The sequence below is a fragment of the Nostoc sp. genome (assembly GCF_036917135.1).
Classification (GTDB): domain Bacteria; phylum Cyanobacteriota; class Cyanobacteriia; order Cyanobacteriales; family Nostocaceae; genus Nostoc.
Window position 1 is genome coordinate 1 of sequence record NZ_JBALEA010000011.1, and the last position, 18,050, is coordinate 18,050.

Genomic DNA, 18,050 nt, shown 5'->3' on the forward strand with positions numbered 1-18,050 from the left:
TTGCTTACTTTTTGCTTAAGTTGACACCAATGGGCAATGCCGTGCCCCTACACCTCGTGATGTAACGTTGTACTGCATCTGAATGGGAACCGCTATACAAACCATTAACAAATAAATAACAAATAAATTTATTACCTCCGAAGGGGGCTGACCTATTGCAAATTCTCAGTAACTCAGACACAATACTATGTCTAAATGATAGAGGAAAAATTTTTTTACTTTATTGCCGTATTCATAACTAGTGTTGGGTGTTGAGGTTAAAAAGGATTTGATGCAAACACAAGACAGGGTAAAAGTCAATCAAGTTGCAGAAGCGATCGCAGCTAGCCAAGAATATTTGCTTTCGATTCAAAATCCGGCAGGTTACTGGTGGGCAGAGTTAGAATCTAATGTCACCATCACTGCTGAAGTCGTCCTACTCCATAAAATTTGGGGAACAGACCAAACCAGACCTTTACACAAAATTGAAGCATATTTGCGTCAACAGCAACGGCAGCATGGCGGCTGGGAACTTTACTATGGTGATGGCGGAGAAATTAGCACTTCGGTTGAAGCTTACATGGCGCTGAGACTTCTAGGTGTACCAGCAACCGATCCCGACATGATTCGGGCGCAAGCTTTTATTCTCCGACGGGGTGGAATCAGCAAAACTCGGATTTTTACCAAGTTGCACTTAGCCTTGATTGGCTGCTACAACTGGCGCGGTATTCCCTCGCTACCAGCTTGGGTAATGCTGTTGCCAAATGCTTTCCCTGTCAATATCTACGAGATGTCTAGCTGGGCACGTTCCAGTACAGTACCATTACTGATTGTATGCGATCGCAAACCTGTTTTTCTCTCTGACTCAGCGATCAACCTAGATGAGCTATACCTTGAAGGTGTTGATCAAGTCCGGTGGGAATTACCCCAACGTGGCGATTGGACAGATTTATTTCTCACCCTCGATCGGGGGTTCAAGTTGGCAGAAAGTCTGAATTTAGTACCCTTTCGTCAAGAAGGCATCAAAGCCGCCGAAAAATGGATTTTAGAGCGCCAAGAAGCTACAGGCGACTGGGGCGGCATTATTCCAGCGATGTTGAATTCAATGCTAGCTTTGCGGTGTCTGGATTATGACCGAAACGATCCGATTGTGGAACGAGGTTTGCAAGCAATTGATAACTTTGTGATTGAAACCGAGGATAGCTACCGAGTACAGCCCTGTGTTTCACCTGTCTGGGATACAGCTTGGGCGATACGTGCTTTGGTAGAATCTGGCTTGGCACCAGATGATCCGGCTGTAGTCAAGGCTGGAGAATGGTTGTTGCAAAAACAAATTTTAGATTACGGAGATTGGGCTGTCAAAAATCGCCAAGGAAAACCAGGGGCTTGGGCTTTTGAATTTGACAATCGCTTTTATCCCGATGTAGACGACTCGGCGGTGGTGGTGATGGCTCTACATTTGGCGAAACTTCCCGATGAAAAAATCAAACAGGCGGCGATCGCTCGTGGGTTAAACTGGATTGCATCTATGCAATGTAAACCAGGTGGGTGGGCTGCTTTTGATTTGGATAACGATCAAGATTGGCTTAACTCGATTCCTTATGGCGACTTGAAAGCCATGATTGATCCCAACACCGCAGATGTTACGGCTAGGGTGCTAGAAATGCTAGGTGCTTGTGATTTGTCAATTGATAGTGATAACTTGGAGCGATCGCTAACTTATCTTTTGCGCGAACAAGAAACCGAAGGCTGTTGGTTTGGTCGTTGGGGCGTAAATTATATCTACGGCACCAGTGGCGTTTTGTCAGCCTTGGCGTTAATTGATCCTCAAAGGCATCAACTTAGTATAGAACGGGGAGCCGCTTGGTTAGTGGAATGTCAAAATCTAGATGGGGGTTGGGGTGAGACTTGCCGCAGCTATGATGATCCTAGTCTCAAAGGAAAAGGAAATAGTACTGCATCTCAAACTGCTTGGGCAATAATCGGGTTGATAGCAGCAGGTGAAGCTACTGGTAAATTAAGTCTTGATGTGATTGAGCGAGGAATTAACTACCTAGTGACAACTCAACAGCCCGATGGTACTTGGTTTGAGGCGGACTTTACCGGTACTGGCTTCCCTTGCCATTTTTATCTCAAATATCATCTCTATCAACAATACTTTCCTTTAATTGCGCTAAGTCGCTATCAAACACTGATTAAAGAAGGTTACGCTTAAAAATAAAGGTGAGGCATAGCCCCACCTCCGATTCTTAACTTCAAACTGTTACAGCACGCGTTTAAAAAAAGTTACTAAATCCTCAATGTTTGGTGTGTGAAGTAAATCTAATACTTCTGTAGCTTTTTCGGAAAGTATGTGGTCATTTGGTACACCGATAATTGAAGTTCCCAAGTTTTGGGCTAATTGATACCAAAAAGCCAATTTATCGTCAGTGCTTATTGAAGCATACTCTTGGGTATAAATTGCCCTTTCTCCTGCTTCATCTTGATTTAGCAACTCACGCAAAGCAGAAAGCTGTTCTGCTTGGGGTAGGTTTTGGATTTGTGCAACTAAATTCGCAGTGTTTTCATTTGGCAGATTATTAAGAGAGATCGCTGGAACTGCATCACCAATTTCAGTATATAGTGATGCTAGAACCGTCAGGCGATCATCCATATTCAAACTCTGAAATTTTGATACACTTTGTTCTAAAAAATTGATGTTCGTAGAAGTCATAAACACCTCAAAGGAATTAACTACTTAATTAACTAAAAATTTATAAAGACACCAGTCATCAAAATTCAGCTTTATATTAAGTGACTGGCGGATATAACAAGCTTTCAAAGAAGGGTACAAATGACTTAATAGATCCCCTCAATCAGCCTAAAAAGTTCAAAATTACTAAATTTCAGCCCCTGCTTTGGCTTCGGCACCCATTGGCGAAACATAATCACGGAAAATAGTAATCTGTTGCTCAAAACCTAATCCTTGAATTTTGCCAAACAACCCTTTAGATTCGGAAGGAAGTTGATAATCATCAGGTATAGGAATGATAGTACCATTTTCCATACCTTGAGACAATCGATACCAAAACAGTAGCTTGGTAGTATCACCCAAAGAGCCATATTCACGAGAAATCTGGGTATCCACTTTATTAATTAAATCACGCTGAACTTGTAATTGTTGTTCGTGAGTTAATTCCTTAACTTGATTAAATAAACCTTCAGCAATTTCTGGAGAGACAGTGCTAGCACCAGGAGCGGCTGGTGTAATTGAGCTACCCATTTCTTTGTAAATGAACCAAAATAAAGCCAGTTGTTGATCGACGTTTAACTGTTGCCAAGCTTGAACATATTCACGAATAGTTGGATCGTTAGTTTGGGTGTATGTCATGATTAATTCCAATTGCAATTACTCAGTATTCTTAGCAAGGTTATCAAACTTACATTTGGAGTTTTACCCTACTGAAGACAGATGTCTTGGAATCATAAAGAAGAACTTAGTCCCCGGAGGCGAATGAGAATTTATGTAGCCATGTTCGCCCTACAGCCCTTTGGGCATCCTACGGCAGGCGTACCGGAGGCCTCATTCTATTCGTCTTGATTTTGACACCAAGTTACAGAGCGATTTCAAGCTTCGCTCTGGAATTCTGACGAATGTATTCTTCTTGAATGAGCTTATTCTCGCCGATTTTGATAATCTTCAGAAGACTTTGGATCTAACTCCCAGCGATCGCCATCACGATCCTCTAAAATATCGTTGGTATGGAGAAACTCAGAATCAGCCATTTCTAGCCCCACTGCTGCTTCTAGCTCCTCAGTTACATTTTGATCGGGAGTAGAAGTACTACCACCAACAGCTTCATCCCCAACTGCATCTGCATCTTGCCAATAAGCATCAACATCCCCACCGGTGAGTTCAGGACTAGTTTCTGTATACTCGTCCCTTTCCTGCTGTATGGAGCGCCCGCCAATATTATACCCTGGCAAGTCTTTTACACCAGTACCGTAGGACTCGGTAATTTCTTGTGGCAAATCATTGGTTTTAATTTCGTCATGATGATTTTTTTCTGCCATGATATTAGTCCTTTTGTGCATTCTCACAATAACGTTTTCCTGTCCCCAACTTGTCTAACTAGAGATGTATAGCTGAGAAAATAATCTATCCCCTGGGAACGAAGCTAAACTAGCGATCGCACCATAGCATTGTAAATATAAATTCATGGTCAAGCAACTTGTAGTTGAAGTTTTTAGTTACGAGTTAGGAGTTATCAAGCCGAAATAATTCAGTAGCTAACTTTTAACTCATAACTATTTTTTATTCAAAAATAAAAAGCTTGGCTGTTTAACTCTCCTAATCGATAAATATTGTAGCTAGTTAAATACTAGAAATAAACAGGTAATACCATCTATGACTGACAATAACAATCATTCCGGGAATAAAAAAGTTGCTATCCTCATTGAACAAGCAGTAGAGGATGCAGAATTTACAGTCCCTTATAATGGACTAAAACAAGCCGGAATGCAGGTAGTAGTCTTGGGTTCCCGAATGAATGAAAAATATAAGGGTAAACGCGGCAAACTAAGCATCCAAGCAGATGGTACTACAACAGAAGCGATCGCAGCCGAATTTGATGCCGTGATCATTCCCGGTGGTATGGCTCCCGACAAAATGCGACGCAACCGCAATACAGTACGTTTTGTACAAGAGGCTATACAACAAGGAAAATTGGTAGCTGCGGTTTGTCACGGCCCACAAGTTTTGATTGAAGGCGACTTGCTCAAAGGTAAAAAAGTCACTGGTTTTAGCGCTATTGCCAAAGATATCACCAATGCGGGTGGAAATTATTTAGATGAGCCGGTGGTAGTTGACGGCAATTTGATTACATCTCGTGAACCTGGAGACTTGGCCATTTTCACCACAGCTATTTTGAGCCGTTTGGGTTATGGTGGCAAAGATGCTGCATTACCAAATGAGAAAGACACAAGTGCAGAATGGTGGAAACTGGCTGATGCTTGGGGTGGCTCAACTAAAGGTGAGATCATCAAAGGTTTAAATAATGCCCTTGCTGGAGAACGTTATTCGCTAGAAGCATTTGAAAACTACTTGCAAAAGGAATCAGATAACGAAGTTAATTCAGTCTTTCAAGAAATAATTGCTAATAAACAGCGCCACATTCAAAAACTGGAAACTTATCTTCAGCAGCTGGGTGAGAAACCCTCTTTAGGTGCAAATATTGCCAATCAGTATGCCAAGGTAAAAACTGCCTTGACAGGAAGTGATGATATATATCAGTTACGTTCGGCTTTAGGGGATGTGCAAACGGGTATTGGTGATATTGGCAATTTGTCGGGGATGTTTACTGACTCAGCAGCAACTGCTATTTTCAAAGAAATTTACGAGGATTTATTGAAATCCGAACAGCAATTAGTAGGGTTGTATCGAGAGCGAATCACCGCTCAAATTCAGCCTCCAAAGCCGACTACAGGGGCTGCTGTATCAATGTAACAAACCACAGAGGCGTATTTATTAAGCTAAAACACATCTTGCAGATTAAAATTTTCTCAACATCTTGCCCACCCCACAAGATGAGCGCCTTGATTATGCAACTTAAATGCTGATTAGCTTTACCTAGCGTCTTCTAGAGAAGAAGGCAGAGAAATAAACAAGAGAGTATTTGCGTCTCTGTGGTTAATTTACTGTAATGGAGAGATAAAAAAGTGACTTCGACATCAGGCAATAAACTAACTACCAGCCAGTCCGAAGCTAGTGAAGTAGAGCGTTGGGCATCTCTCATCAGTGGCGGTGCGATGGTGCTGATGGGTTTAAAGCAAGGTTCTTTGCGGGGAGTGCTGACAGCTTTGGCTGGTGGCGGTTTGATTTATCAAGGTGCAACGAAGCAAAGCACAATCCAGCAAGCCCAGGAAGCAATAGGTATAAACCAACCAATCAAAGTTGAAAAGACGGTAACAATTAATAAATCGGCAGAAGAATTATATCGTTTTTGGCACAACTTTGAGAATCTGCCGACATTTATGAAGCATCTTAAATCTGTCAAGGTGTACAACGAAAAACGCTCTCATTGGATAGCCAATGCACCCTTGGGTAACAGTGTGGAATGGGATGCAGAAATTCTCGAAGATCGAGAAAATGAATTTATTTCTTGGGCTTCTGTGGAAGGTGCAGATGTTGATAATTCTGGTTTTGTCCGTTTCCAAAAAGCACCACGCGATGCCGGTACTGAAGTAAAGATTGTCTTGGAGTATAACCCACCAGGTGGGGCATTGGGAGCTACCGTAGCTAAACTTTTTGGTGAAGAACCAGAACAGCAAATTGGTGATGAATTGCGCCGCTTCAAGATGCTAATGGAAACAGGCGAAATTGCCACCACGGAAGGTCAACCAAGTGGACGTGGGTAGTTATTTAACCAATGTCCCGTAAGAGTGTTTAGATGATGGGAGCCAAAAAAGCGAACAAGAGCGATCGCTTTCCCCAACGCCTGGAAATGGCGAAAAAGTTTGCCAAAGCAGAAGTGATTAACTCCGAAAAGCTGGGCAAGATGCCCACCCCACAAGCAGAAGTTAATCCTGGCGAAGCGTTGAAAGAGATGACTGGTGGCTGTAGCATTGATGCTGTTAGTTTGAAAGGCTATCACATTTTTCAACAACAAAGGATAACTGCATCAAAGTTGTTCTTAAACCCGGAATGGTAAATAATCATTCAGTATTTTGAATCGTCCACCCAACATAATGCAATTGAGGTTTTTTATGAATCGAGTCATTTCAAAGCTGCAAAATATTCGCATTTCTCAAATCCTTGTAGTCTTTCTGGTCGGATTTATGTTTTTACTGGGTCAGGCTTTTACCTCCGTTAACGTAGCTCAAGCTGATGTTAAAACTCCAGAGGGCATTTATTACAAGGGAACACCAAATGAGCAAGGTGAAATTAGAAACGATACCCAAATCAAAAATAGCAAAAATCCCTTAAAAGGCGCTGTTGAGAATATCCGCGAAAAGTTAAACTTGGATGAAAAAACTCCTGAAGCTACAAAAGAGTTCTTTGATCCTGCAAAAAACAAAGCCCAATCATCTGAGGGTTATTATCAAAATCCTCCTAGCAAGCAGCTGAGAGATAGAGGCTAGGCTCATAGCACATTTTGAGTCTAAAATTTTGACTCATACATTGTGGAATAATTTTTGATCAGTTACAGAGACGCGATAATTATCGCGTCTCCAAATCAGGATAAATCCCGTATTTATGTTGATAAGCTGTTCCACATTTAAATTGCATAAGCTGGGCGGGCAGGATGCCCACCCCACAAGAGCTATATTTTACCCTGAGCGACTCGTGCCGAGCATCTCGACCGGAGCCGAGGTAAGCCGAAGGGTTAACTCGATTATGCAAGTTAGATGTTTTTTAGCTTATTAACGAGCAAAAAATCATTACTAAGGAATAAATAATTATGAAAGCAGTTTGCTGGCATGGAGCAAACGATGTGCGGGTAGAAACAGTTCCCGACCCCAAAATTATCAACCCCCGCGATGCCATTATTAAAATTACTTCCACAGCAATTTGTGGTTCAGATTTGCATATTTATAATGGCTACATCCCCACAATGGAAAAAGGTGACATCCTGGGTCATGAATTCATGGGGGAAGTCGTAGAACTTGGAAGTGCAGTTAAAAACGTGAACGTAGGCGATCGCGTCGTTGTTCCCTTCACTATCTCCTGCGGTAACTGCTTTTTTTGCAATCGGGATTTATGGTCGTTGTGCGATAACTCTAACCCCAATGGTTGGTTAGCAGAAAAGCAAATGGGCTATTCGCCATCAGGTCTATTTGGCTACTCTCATTTATTCGGCGGTTATGCCGGTGGTCAAGCTGAGTATGCACGAGTTCCCTTTGCCGATGTCGGCTTGCTGAAAATCCCCGATGGTTTGACGGATGAGCAAGTGCTATTTTTAACAGATGTTTTTCCCACTGGCTATATGGCAGCCGAAAACTGCAACATCCAACCCGGTGATATTGTCGCCGTTTGGGGTTGTGGCCCAGTCGGACAATTCGCAATTAAAAGCGCATATATGCTAGGTGCGGAACGTGTCATCGCCTTTGACCGCATTCCCGAACGTCTGCAAATGGCTAAAGAATACGGCAAAGCAGAAGTTCTCAACTACGAAGAAGTGGATGTCGGCGAAGCACTCAAAGAAATGACTGGCGGGCGTGGCCCCGATGCTTGCATTGATGCAGTCGGAATGGAGGCACACGGCACAGATTTTATGGCGTTGTACGACCAGGTAAAACAAGCTGTACGTCTAGAAACAGACCGCCCAACCGCATTGCGGCAAGTAATTGTGTCTTGTAGAAAAGGTGGTCATGTATCAATTCCGGGTGTGTATGGTGGCTTTGTAGACAAAATGCCGATGGGTGCTGCGATGAACAAGGGCTTAACCTTGAAAATGGGACAAACCCACGTCCATAAGTATCTAAAACCTTTGCTAGAACACATCCAAAACGGTGAAATTGATCCAACTTTTATCATCACCCACAGATTACCTCTAGAACAAGCGCCCCACGGCTACGAAATTTTTAAAGACAAGAAAGATAACTGCATCAAAGTTGTACTCAAACCCTAATTTCATTTGTTTAATATGAGTGATACCACCGTTACGAAAATAGATTCTACCGATTCCCCTAAAGGTAAACTCGGTCAAAAATATCTTGCTTCTGGCAAAGATGTTGCGATGCGTCTTTGGGAAGATGAACAACCAAGCGAAGACAAAGAGCCAAGTTCGCGCGACTATGAAACAGTTGGTTATGTAATTAATGGTCGTGCTGAGTTGCACATTGAAGGACAAACGATTTTGCTAGAGCCTGGTAATTCTTGGGTTGTACCTAAAGGAGCCAGCCACACATACAAAATCTTAGAATCATTCACTGCTGTTGAGGCTACTAGTCCACCGGCTCAAGTTCACGGGCGGGATGAAAATTGAACCACTGTTAACAATTCCAAATTCCAAATTCCAAATTAAAGACATTTCAGACGAACGCGAGTGCGTCTCCAAGAGTTGAGAAGTGCCTTGCGCGGGTTCCCCGCGTTGTGGCAACTGATGCTCCTCCTAAGGGGGGATTTAAACCCCGATGGTTCCTGAGCGTAGCCGTTTTTGAAATATGACAGAAAGTACAAAAACACCAAAATGTATAAATTGCGACTCTAGCCAAGTCAGATATAATTCTACTTTTGGTTTTTACAAATGTGAGAGTTGCTCAACGGTTTGGGGCATGGATGATGACGATCCAGATTATGACGAAGAAGTAGAAGAAGACTGGCAAAAATTGCATGAAGCATATTTTCGTCGTTATCCAAATTAGCCTGATGAGCCGGTTGACTCGCCGGCGAAACGTGAGTTGATCTCACGTCGCGGTCTGGAGTCCAACCCAGACGTACAGCACATACACACAGCAGCTTAGGGCTTTTAGCTAGAAACAAGCTTTTATGGCTTTCTCCCCTTCGCAAGCTCGGCTGCTATGACTGTGCTGTTCCCTCCCTATGTTGCCGCAGTTTGCGCTGCGGCATTGCCTTGAGAGTGAACTAGGCTGTTGTGACCTTCGGGTGATTCGCAGGCATGGCATCAGGGAACAAGACGAAACTGAAGACTTGATGTTAGCAAGTCCTCAGTTTCGGCTTGTTTGCTCACGGATAAGCCCGAAGATCCACGTCAATTTTATTATGAATGTCCGTTTTTGAAGTTGAGCGCTGATGTAGAAGGTATTAAGAATTTACTCGCTCTCAATGCGGACATTGCTTTACTAGAACCAACCGGCAATAACTACAGCAAGCTGTGGGGTACACATTTAGCGCGTGCCGGGGTAGAAGTTCGGCTAGTTGGTCATAAAGAATTGAGGAATTATCGAGCGAATCATCTTGCACTGCCTGATACAGCGCTTCCCGCTATTATGCAATACAATTTTCTCCTTGTCCCTCTCCTAGCATAGCTTTCAGCTTTGAGAATGTACCTCATAGCTGCCGTAAGTGCTGTAAAGATGATGATGCCGATGCTCTAGCGCTTGCCTGTTACTACTTTGATTACAGCCAAGACCCACGCCGATTTGTTCAAATTCGCGATCGCGAAATAGTCAGAATCCGCGAACTAGTTTTGCGGCTGGCACATCTAAATCGCGTTCAGTCTCCGATCATGAATCGTGCGCGGCAGGATTTGGCGTGGCAGTTTCCAGAAGTTGCACTAGTAAAATCCCGGCGGGGTGAATTGGGTGAAGTGCCCTTGCTGTGGGGTTGGCTTGCAGGAGTTCGCAAAAGTTCGCGCTACGACAGCCTCTGAGGGAATCAATATTGTTAGTTTTTTCGATTGGTGCGATCGCGTTTTCCAATCGAGTGATGTTATTATTCAAATCAACATCAGGATGTTCTCGTTGAGTGCGAAGTAAGCTATCTTCTAAACATAAGGCTTGGGCACAAACTTGCAACTCATCGTTATCCCATTCGCCTTTGCGTCCCCGTTTATATTCCACTGGGTAAATTGGATCTGATTCAGCTTCAATCAAATCAGATTTTCCGATGAGTTTGTATTGCTCAGACTTTAGCCAAATTGCCCGAATCTGCCAAGTTTCTCCTCGCTGTACATCGCCTGTTGTGTGGACGCGATCGTGCAAAATTGTACCTTCAATTGTGTATTGATTATCGGTAAATTCGCCTGCACAAAACATCCGCCAACAGCGATGCGGACAATAGGCATATTGATTCAATGCCGCAATTGAAATATATTCGGTTTGGTTCATAACTTAGGTGGTTTTTAAATGATTATTGGAATTATGGAGAATACAGCCGTCGCGTCATTCCCATACCCATTGTTGTTTTTCTTCCGACACCAGTATATAAAGCAAAGTCAGCTAAAGCGTTAATTTGCTTAATTTGTATGGGTTCAATTGCCCCCAAAATCTTGTAGTTAACTTCGCCAAGAATGCCAATAAATTTACTACGAGAGTCTGCTAATATTTCTGTGTGAATGTTGACAAAAGAAGGAAATATTGACTCTATGGCAATCTGAGTAAATTCTATGCTACTGTATTTATTCCACCGCGAAAGTAGGGAATTGAAAACAGATTCTCTGGTAGGAAGGGTAGTATCATACTGTCCTTGACGGAAAGCGGTAGGCGTGGAGAAGCTAAGGTTTATGGAAGAATTGCGATCGCTAGCTTCTTCGTATAATTGAGCATAAGTATTGGCATTTGCCCAAGGTTGAATAGATTGGGGTGTGCCTTGAATGCTGGTAATATACAAGTCAGCCGGGCCAAGATGCCAAAGGCGATTGGGATTAAGATTTAGCCAGAGTTGGGTAAGCTTGCCAAATAGAGTGTCATCTAATAAAGAGATACGCCACCAACAAGGAGTTCCGGCGGGAATGGGTTGTTGATGTGAGTATTGCAAACTACTGCTAGTAGAAATTTTAGATTTACCCCGATCCTGTCCCCTATCTCCTATCCCCTGTCCCTTTATTTGCAGGGGGGAGAGAGTGAAAGCTTTATCTGCGGTGGAATCGTGCAAGCGATCGCCTAATGTGCTATCTACAGAACTAACGAGGGTTAAAAATAGGGCGTGGAGATGTCTACCTGTTAGATATTGTGGTGGAATGGGCGATTGAGGTAGCAAATTCAACACTAAACTATGAGGCATACTTTCTCTTTTTGGTTGTAGACTGAGTGATTCTTGACTCTACAGTAAACTCAGGGATTTCCTGGAGTTCAGCATCACTCAAACTATACTGTTCACAAACTAAACTTAGGCGATTTCCTGGGGTTTTGACAGCGTTAACCGAATGGGTTAAATCACCTTGAAAATAAACTAGAGTATTGAATTGGGGCTTAATTTGCCCAAGTTGGCGTTTGTGCGATCGCAATACCAGTTCTCCCCCTTCCATATCTGCCGGTACGCGCACATAAAGCACACTGACAACCGCAGGCGGTTCAATGGTTTTGGAGTAGGAACGCAAAGAGCGATCGATATGCGGATCGACGCGGGAGCCTTCTTTTAGCTGTAAGGGATTGAGGTAAAAAGCATTACAATTCGGCTGGAGAGCTAAATCTAGGTAAGGTTTGAAGTAGGGAAACTGCTGTTCTACTTGTGCTAATCCAGAACGCTGAAACACTACAGAAAATCCTTTAGTGGCGACAAAATCGCGGTTGAGGTTGTTGATCGCAAAGTAAGGACAAGCTTGGATTTCTCCCCACAAGTTGTTTAGATAATCGCTGGGGAAAGCGTTGGTTTGTTGTTGATAGTGTTTCACAGGGGATAGAGGAGCGATCGCTGAATGTGGTATCTAAAATTTTAAAGACTGTCGAGTGATGATAGTAGTATTCTTTTAAGTGAGAAAAACTACATAAGGAGAAAGGCCAATGAGAATTGATGATTACAATGCAGCAAAGGCACTAACTGAAAAACTTAAAGAGAACTTACCCATTAAAGCACGAGCCGGTAAGGAGTTTTTGAAGACATTAAAGCAAAAAGGAGTAAACGCCGATCCAGACAGAGAATTTGAAATTGATTTCGTTGGCTATTCAGGAGATGAAGGCGGGATTATGTGCGGACTAAAAGAGCCAAATAATCCCGAAAGTAAAGAACAATATGTTTCTTCTATTACTCACCTAAAGATTGATCCTAATCATCCTCTAGCTGCTGAAGTGCAGGCTTACCAACGTCAGCGAATTCGTAAGTTAATGTTGCAAGATTCCAGAGGTTTTAAAGCTGAATTAATGACACTAGAGCCTCGAAAAAATAAAACCCGTAGTAAAGGCTTTGGAAGTAATTAACTCCGAAACCGATATTCTATCCGAACTGGAATTTTTAAGTTTTGAATGCCATCAAATTGATAGTATTGCCCACGCATTTGGACATTCTGAATTAAGCTAACTGGAGGCATATTAACAACATCATAGCTAATCACTTGATTTGTGAACATTACATCTAACGGATTTAATGGATGCGTACAAGTGAATATACCTTCAGAAATTTTATGTTTCGGTAATGGTTCAACCGTGAGTTCAGCCTTGCTCATCCATTTACCCAAACGAATCCACCTTGGTAGTTTGAGTTCTTTTTGAGATATGAGAAAAAACTCAAATTTACTTTCTGCTGCTATTTCCTTTGCTCTGCCAAAACTGGGGATATTTTTCTGAGTTTTCTCCATTTCAACGTGGTAGTTGTTGTTAGCATACTTCCAGGTGTTGAGGATGGAAGAATGATTGAGCGATCGCGCCGGAGTTACGTAAATTCCTTGTTGATTGAGAGGCGTTAAATGCTCCTCATATTTTGGCACTTGTTCTGGACAAAAATAGCGATAGGAATGTTCTTCAGCAACGGTAGTAGAGTAGATTTGGCTATCAACTAAACCCAGTGCATAACAGAGAGCGTAATTGTGAATTATTGGCTCTGTTTCATACAATCGCCCGATTTCACGAGTTGCGTAATAGAGGCTGTCATGAAGTTCTATTTGACAACGGGAAATAAATACCATTACTCTTTCCCCGCTTTAGCAGCAGTTTTCTTCTTACTGATATGCTTTTTGGCATAATCTTTAGCTTCTGCATCAGCCTTCTGCAAAATTGCCTGAATACCTTTCTCACTTCCTGTTAAACTTTTGACTTCATTAATTAGGGATACAAAAGCATCACCAATGAAATCTGTATGAACAATAAACTCGTCAGCCATTAACGCCTCAATAGCATTTTTGGCAGCAGTGGTTACATCATCTTCATCTAGTGGATCGGGTGCATTTAAAGTATTATTAAATTTCATTTGGTCATATATCGCCTGAGTCCAACGCAGGTTACTAGTAATTTCTCCGTCAGCAAATATAACACCAATTAACTCATTTCTAACGCGACCTGTACGGGTTGTTTGCGCTCCATAATGGCGAGTTCGTAAGATGTTATTAAAAACGTAAAGGAAGCTAGCTTCAGTGGGGTCTTTCAAGGTGACAATACTAGGAAAGAAAACTTGCGGTCTAATGTGATCTTGTTGATTAATTCGACTAGTAACTTCACCAGGTTTAGAACCATTTTCACCCTTGGAAGCCATCGTACCATTTTCATAGGGTGCATTGAGAGTAAATGTTTCGTGTGATTCATCAAAAGCTGTTATTGAAAATGCCGTATCTACCACAACTTTTGATTTTTCAGAACCAGAGTCACCAATAGCAAAACCGTAAATGATGCAATCAGGGTTATCCATTGCAAAATTCACGTTGTATTCGCATTCTTCAGCCGTCATCAAGCCATAGTTACGCAGCAATTCCCGACCAACTAAACGCTCTGGAGTAGACTGTTTGCGCTTGAACATTGACAAACGGCTAATTGTAGTTTTGTCTTTAACTCCTGCTCTTACTCGTGCTTTATTCAGTTCTGCATCTGTCTGGAATAAAGGATAAGATTCAGTAATGCGAATGGTCAAGAAATGAACATATTTCCCCATTGGTTTGTAAGGAATCTCAGTTTGAAAGAATTTGGATTCAACAGTTTTTAAAATTGCCATGATTTTCTCCAAATAATTATTCACTACTTGTTTACGTTTCCAGCAAAAATGCTAAGGGTAAATCCCTAATCATTCTCGTTATCTATTTCCACAGACTTTTCATTTCTTCCTGCATTTTCTTTGTCATCTTCAAGACGATAAATAAATTCACAGGTATCTCGAATTAAGTTGAGTTGACGGCCTGCCAAACGAGCGCGATCGCCTGCAAATGCGTTATCAAATACCTCAACTACAAAATACTTGGCAAAATCTAGAACAGCTTGCCGTTCTTCTTCTCGTTTGCTCATGATCCAACGTCCTTCAGCAGTAGAAGAATGAACGCGATCCATGAGTTTAAAAACTTCTGCTGCAACAGCCACAACTAATGTTTCTCCCTGAAACACACTTGACTCAGCTTTGAGTATAGTTTCAGCCGCAATATCAACTGGTTTCAACACAGCATTAGACTTAGGATTATAACGCTTATTAGCTCGGTAAAATCTGCGATATAAATCTGTTAATTTCTTAGGATGATTCAGACTTGATGCTTCTCCCACAATTAATTGCTCCATATTAGTGTCATATTTCACATAAGGGTCAAAACAAGGATAAAAATGATAAGCATAAAGCCGGATTTTTTCAATCCGTGCTGTTTCCGATCCCTGGTTACGCACCCAGCGATTGAGATAAGAAAAGACGTACAACGGACTGGTTTCAAAATCTTTAGCCAGTTCTGTAAATCTCCCCCAGTTGGCATCGTAACCAGACTTACCCTGTCGCGCATTCACATCTAAATGAATGGCGTAAGCGGCGGTAAGCACATTTAAAGGTGCTGGGTATTGAATACCGTTTTCGTTCCAGCCTTCGAGAATGTAGTCAAGACGGAAGCGATCGCGCCTTACTAAAGCCCGAAAAGCATGAGGCGCACTATCAAGGAAAACGCTTTCCTCAAATTCAGCCCCATCATTAAAAGGTGGAATCGGCGACTCAGAAACCACAGTTTTAACATCTAAAATCATCGGAAAAGCAAACGCTAACCAAGTTGGCATTACCCAAGATTCTGTATCAGTGCTGTCTCTTCCTGGCGGGAGTGCCATGAAGTAAAATGTTAAAGGCTGGTCTTCAGGATAGGAAAGCTTAAAGGTGCGATCCTTGTCACGCTGGAGGTTTTCATCAATTAAAAAACTATCTACACTTTGATAGCGATCGCGCCCCAAATCTGCCTGTAAATCCTTACTGATAAAATGATTGCGAATGCTGGTATCAAAGCGAGTTTGAGCAATACCATTGTATGCTTTCTGCAAAAACTTATTAGTCTCTGGAGTAAAGTAATAAGTAGGATAAAAGTAGAGATAGCGATATTTGCCATCTTCAAATCGCTTACCCACAGCTTGAGTTTGATTCATCAAGATTTGCCTCAGCATCATCTCCACACCTGCAATACTGGAGATATTGCGTTTAGCGTTAGAACCTCCTAACATTTGCTTGTTTGTATAAACTTGAGGCGTAAATAAAACTGCTGATTCCATTTGCTCAGTAACCGTGTAAGCAGAATGAGAAATTGAGCAGATTAATTGTTTCCCTCGCCCTGCTTTTTTCGCAGCATTGTAGTTTGCCAACTCCTTAAAAAAGATTTCAGCTTGGTCGGTAGCTGATTTTTGTCGCGTTTCGGTCGGAAGCATAATCACGCGCTCACACCAATCCCTTAAATCTTTCCATTCATCAGGCAGAGTGTATTGATCAATGATTGGTTCAATAACTTCTATCCATCGATTAACAAGACTTTGACAAATTTCACGAACGTCCTCTTGTCCTGGATTACGTTTAAGGTATTGCGTTGCAATATAATACCAGTCATACGCGATGCCTCCGGTATCCTTAAGTTGCTGAAGTGCAATAATTTCAGATTTATACTCAGATAAATCAAGAAAATCAACAGCTATCTCTGTAAGATTAATAGTTGGAATTGGAGGGAGTTCTTTGTTATTTTTAATTAGGGCTTTAACTCTGTCCAGATACTCTTTCCAAAACTTTCCAGTTATTAAAGCTCCTAGTTCTGCCAAATGATCTATACGAATATCTTCCGCAAAATCGATTTCGATATTCTTAGCTAAAACACCTTTACGCTGGAATTGAGCCAAATTAGTAGCTTTATCTGCTGCCTTGCTGGTTTTTACTTTACTCGGTACTGCATCGACGGTAAACTGCATTAAGCCTTTGATGTCGAGAAAGAGATTGTAATAGTCGGCATACTTCATCCCAATATTTCCACGGCTGAAGCCAACTTTTCGGAGTTGAAGTTGGTAAGCGCAGAGTTGTTTTATTGTGTTAATAATGCGATCATCTAATCCTTCTCTACTAATTTTTGGAGCATCTTTTCGAGCTAAATAAATAACTCCTGTGGGTAGGTAAAGCAGTCTTTTATAGTGAGTTTTATCCTCAGTATTGAGGCTAGTGTGTGCTTCCATCAAAGCATTATTAACAACGTTAGTTAATACACCACGGTTTTCAGCAATGCTGTGATAGGTAAATTTCAATTGCCCATCACTGAGGCTGTGGAGAATTCCATTTAATGCTTGGTGTTCTGCATCTTGAGGATGTTTAATAACTGAGGAAAGTAAATCAGCTAAACAAGTTAAATCAGCAAGACATATCAGGATATAATCATCAATTATTGGCTGTAAACCATGCTCAGAAACATTGAGATTTGTATCATTTCGACGCTGAGTATTGTAGGCAATAAATAACAAATCATCTCGATATTCTTGCCATGCTGTTGGTTCATCAGGACTAACAAATTTATCAAGAGCTAATTCACAGACTATAACATCTATAATTTCGCGGTGGGCATCTACAGATAACTTGCGAATGTCTTGTTCTTTATCTTGACTAATTGCTTTATAATTATCTGGCATTTTAGGAAATAGCCGATAATCAAACTTTTCAAAATCATGTAAAATAAAGCCAGCAATTAATAACCGTCTTTCTTGTTGTTGAATTACCCTTTTTGCAGTGGTATCAAGTTTATTTAGACAACGTTCTATTAAATTAGCTGGTAGTAACCCATTGAGTAAATGAGTATTTAAAGATTGATCAACTGCATTTCTTCGGTCAAGTTTTTTCGGCTCTTTTATTCTGTGACTTTTCCCTAAATTATTTCTGTGGAAATTGTCTATCTCCTTTTCTCTCTTTTCATCGAAATAATCAAAAAACTTGCCACCTTTTGCTGTAACTCCAACTGCTACCCGTAGAAGATTGGGTAAAACGTAATCACTAAATTCCTGCATAATTAAATCATCGTCATTTTCTGATTTAATCGCATCTTTTAGTAACTTGAGGGTTAAGAGTTCTGCTGATTGTGTTTCGACTTTTAGATTAGATGTTTCTTGAAAGTCAGAATCATCTCCAGACATCCAATCATCATCTGATAGTTCTGCGGTTGAATCATTTTCTGTTTCTGCTTCTAAAAGTGATAATTGTTGATATTTATCTGATTTTTTACTTTTTTTCGCCATCTTCTTTATTAAATGAAATTAAATAAGATTTGAGTTCTCCAGCATTATTGCTAATCTTC

General features: G+C 41.4%; 19 protein-coding genes. 10 read left to right on the forward strand and 9 right to left on the reverse strand.

The genetic code is table 11. The features are described 5' to 3' along the window. The first annotated feature begins 271 nt into the window (after positions 1–271). Positions 272–2,194 carry a squalene--hopene cyclase gene (shc, locus tag V7K50_RS03470; RefSeq protein ID WP_334957300.1) on the forward strand — a complete coding sequence of 641 codons (1,923 nt, stop codon included), beginning with the start codon at positions 272–274 and terminating at the stop codon, positions 2,192–2,194. A 48-nt stretch (positions 2,195–2,242) separates the two neighbouring features. Here shc and V7K50_RS03475 read toward each other — a convergent pair whose 3' ends face one another. The 3 genes from V7K50_RS03475 to V7K50_RS03485 form a co-directional block, all read right to left on the reverse strand. Then, entirely contained in the window at positions 2,243–2,692 is a 450-nt protein-coding gene (locus V7K50_RS03475) for an orange carotenoid protein N-terminal domain-containing protein (protein WP_334957302.1), read from the reverse strand. A gap of 165 nt (positions 2,693–2,857) precedes the next feature. After that, positions 2,858–3,349, reverse strand: a complete 492-nt coding sequence (locus tag V7K50_RS03480; protein ID WP_334957304.1) for an orange carotenoid protein N-terminal domain-containing protein — start codon at positions 3,347–3,349, stop codon at positions 2,858–2,860. Positions 3,350–3,633: 284 nt separating this feature from the next. Continuing rightward, positions 3,634–4,032: a DUF6335 family protein gene (locus V7K50_RS03485; protein WP_334957306.1), complete on the reverse strand. Its 399-nt coding sequence runs from the start codon at positions 4,030–4,032 to the stop codon at positions 3,634–3,636. 334 nt (positions 4,033–4,366) lie between these two features. Here V7K50_RS03485 and V7K50_RS03490 point away from each other — a divergent pair, with 334 nt between their 5' ends. From V7K50_RS03490 to V7K50_RS03525, 8 genes are all read left to right on the forward strand, one after another. After that, the gene (locus V7K50_RS03490; protein WP_334957308.1) at positions 4,367–5,464 is read left to right on the forward strand and encodes a DJ-1/PfpI/YhbO family deglycase/protease; all 1,098 of its coding nucleotides are present in this window, start codon (positions 4,367–4,369) and stop codon (positions 5,462–5,464) included. 212 nt (positions 5,465–5,676) lie between these two features. Next, complete coding sequence (locus tag V7K50_RS03495; protein WP_334957310.1) at positions 5,677–6,375, forward strand: SRPBCC family protein; 699 nt, start codon at positions 5,677–5,679, stop codon at positions 6,373–6,375. 32 nt (positions 6,376–6,407) lie between these two features. Next, complete coding sequence (locus V7K50_RS03500) at positions 6,408–6,668, forward strand: hypothetical protein (protein ID WP_334957312.1); 261 nt, start codon at positions 6,408–6,410, stop codon at positions 6,666–6,668. 55 nt (positions 6,669–6,723) lie between these two features. Then, on the forward strand, positions 6,724–7,098 hold the full coding sequence (locus V7K50_RS03505) for a hypothetical protein (RefSeq protein WP_334957314.1): 375 nt from the start codon (positions 6,724–6,726) through the stop codon (positions 7,096–7,098). 320 nt (positions 7,099–7,418) lie between these two features. Then, entirely contained in the window at positions 7,419–8,588 is a 1,170-nt protein-coding gene (locus V7K50_RS03510) for a zinc-dependent alcohol dehydrogenase (protein WP_334957316.1), read from the forward strand. Between the two features lie 15 nt (positions 8,589–8,603). Next, a complete protein-coding gene (locus tag V7K50_RS03515; protein ID WP_334957318.1) occupies positions 8,604–8,945 on the forward strand; it encodes a cupin domain-containing protein in 342 nt (113 codons plus the stop codon). 178 nt (positions 8,946–9,123) lie between these two features. Continuing rightward, positions 9,124–9,324 (forward strand): hypothetical protein, encoded by a 201-nt coding sequence (locus V7K50_RS03520; RefSeq protein ID WP_334957320.1) that lies wholly within the window; start codon positions 9,124–9,126, stop codon positions 9,322–9,324. Positions 9,325–9,642: 318 nt separating this feature from the next. Next, positions 9,643–9,948, forward strand: coding sequence for a hypothetical protein (locus tag V7K50_RS03525; protein ID WP_334957322.1), 306 nt, complete (start codon positions 9,643–9,645; stop codon positions 9,946–9,948). A gap of 198 nt (positions 9,949–10,146) precedes the next feature. Here the strand turns inward: V7K50_RS03525 and cas4 are convergent, their stop codons facing one another. From cas4 to V7K50_RS03540, 3 genes are read right to left on the reverse strand one after another with little or no spacing between them, the layout of a single operon-like run. Further along, a complete protein-coding gene (gene cas4, locus V7K50_RS03530) occupies positions 10,147–10,749 on the reverse strand; it encodes a CRISPR-associated protein Cas4 (protein WP_334957324.1) in 603 nt (200 codons plus the stop codon). A gap of 31 nt (positions 10,750–10,780) precedes the next feature. Further along, positions 10,781–11,644 carry a CRISPR-associated endoribonuclease Cas6 gene (gene cas6, locus V7K50_RS03535; protein WP_334957325.1) on the reverse strand — a complete coding sequence of 288 codons (864 nt, stop codon included), beginning with the start codon at positions 11,642–11,644 and terminating at the stop codon, positions 10,781–10,783. Beyond that, complete coding sequence (locus V7K50_RS03540) at positions 11,634–12,254, reverse strand: 2OG-Fe(II) oxygenase (RefSeq protein ID WP_334957327.1); 621 nt, start codon at positions 12,252–12,254, stop codon at positions 11,634–11,636. The genes cas6 and V7K50_RS03540 overlap by 11 nt, the downstream gene beginning before the upstream one ends. Before the next feature lie 109 nt (positions 12,255–12,363). On the opposite strand from V7K50_RS03540, the gene V7K50_RS03545 reads away from it, so the two are divergent. Continuing rightward, complete coding sequence (locus V7K50_RS03545; RefSeq protein WP_334957329.1) at positions 12,364–12,777, forward strand: hypothetical protein; 414 nt, start codon at positions 12,364–12,366, stop codon at positions 12,775–12,777. Here the strand turns inward: V7K50_RS03545 and cas5d are convergent. The 3 genes from cas5d to cas10d all read right to left on the reverse strand — a co-directional run bounded on the left by cas5d (position 12,774) and on the right by cas10d (position 17,991). After that, a complete protein-coding gene (gene cas5d / locus V7K50_RS03550) occupies positions 12,774–13,481 on the reverse strand; it encodes a type I-D CRISPR-associated protein Cas5/Csc1 (protein ID WP_334957331.1) in 708 nt (235 codons plus the stop codon). The genes V7K50_RS03545 and cas5d overlap by 4 nt on opposite strands. Beyond that, a complete protein-coding gene (gene cas7d / locus V7K50_RS03555) occupies positions 13,481–14,497 on the reverse strand; it encodes a type I-D CRISPR-associated protein Cas7/Csc2 (RefSeq protein WP_334957333.1) in 1,017 nt (338 codons plus the stop codon). Before cas7d ends, cas5d begins: the two co-directional genes overlap by 1 nt. 65 nt (positions 14,498–14,562) lie before the next feature. Continuing rightward, positions 14,563–17,991, reverse strand: a complete 3,429-nt coding sequence (gene cas10d / locus V7K50_RS03560) for a type I-D CRISPR-associated protein Cas10d/Csc3 (protein WP_334957335.1) — start codon at positions 17,989–17,991, stop codon at positions 14,563–14,565. Positions 17,992–18,050: the final 59 nt, after the last annotated feature.

Excerpts from the sequence above, each read along its gene's own strand:
- shc (WP_334957300.1), top strand. The coding sequence starts at position 272 with ATGCAAACACAAGACAGGGTAAAAGTCAATCAAGTTGCAGAAGCGATC.
- V7K50_RS03475 (WP_334957302.1), bottom strand. The coding sequence starts at position 2,692 with ATGACTTCTACGAACATCAATTTTTTAGAACAAAGTGTATCAAAATTT.
- V7K50_RS03480 (WP_334957304.1), bottom strand. The coding sequence starts at position 3,349 with ATGACATACACCCAAACTAACGATCCAACTATTCGTGAATATGTTCAA.
- V7K50_RS03485 (WP_334957306.1), bottom strand. The coding sequence starts at position 4,032 with ATGGCAGAAAAAAATCATCATGACGAAATTAAAACCAATGATTTGCCA.
- V7K50_RS03490 (WP_334957308.1), top strand. The coding sequence starts at position 4,367 with ATGACTGACAATAACAATCATTCCGGGAATAAAAAAGTTGCTATCCTC.
- V7K50_RS03500 (WP_334957312.1), top strand. The coding sequence starts at position 6,408 with ATGATGGGAGCCAAAAAAGCGAACAAGAGCGATCGCTTTCCCCAACGC.
- V7K50_RS03505 (WP_334957314.1), top strand. The coding sequence starts at position 6,724 with ATGAATCGAGTCATTTCAAAGCTGCAAAATATTCGCATTTCTCAAATC.
- V7K50_RS03510 (WP_334957316.1), top strand. The coding sequence starts at position 7,419 with ATGAAAGCAGTTTGCTGGCATGGAGCAAACGATGTGCGGGTAGAAACA.
- V7K50_RS03515 (WP_334957318.1), top strand. The coding sequence starts at position 8,604 with ATGAGTGATACCACCGTTACGAAAATAGATTCTACCGATTCCCCTAAA.
- V7K50_RS03520 (WP_334957320.1), top strand. The coding sequence starts at position 9,124 with ATGACAGAAAGTACAAAAACACCAAAATGTATAAATTGCGACTCTAGC.
- cas4 (WP_334957324.1), bottom strand. The coding sequence starts at position 10,749 with ATGAACCAAACCGAATATATTTCAATTGCGGCATTGAATCAATATGCC.
- cas6 (WP_334957325.1), bottom strand. The coding sequence starts at position 11,644 with ATGCCTCATAGTTTAGTGTTGAATTTGCTACCTCAATCGCCCATTCCA.
- V7K50_RS03545 (WP_334957329.1), top strand. The coding sequence starts at position 12,364 with ATGAGAATTGATGATTACAATGCAGCAAAGGCACTAACTGAAAAACTT.
- cas5d (WP_334957331.1), bottom strand. The coding sequence starts at position 13,481 with ATGGTATTTATTTCCCGTTGTCAAATAGAACTTCATGACAGCCTCTAT.
- cas7d (WP_334957333.1), bottom strand. The coding sequence starts at position 14,497 with ATGGCAATTTTAAAAACTGTTGAATCCAAATTCTTTCAAACTGAGATT.
- cas10d (WP_334957335.1), bottom strand. The coding sequence starts at position 17,991 with ATGGCGAAAAAAAGTAAAAAATCAGATAAATATCAACAATTATCACTT.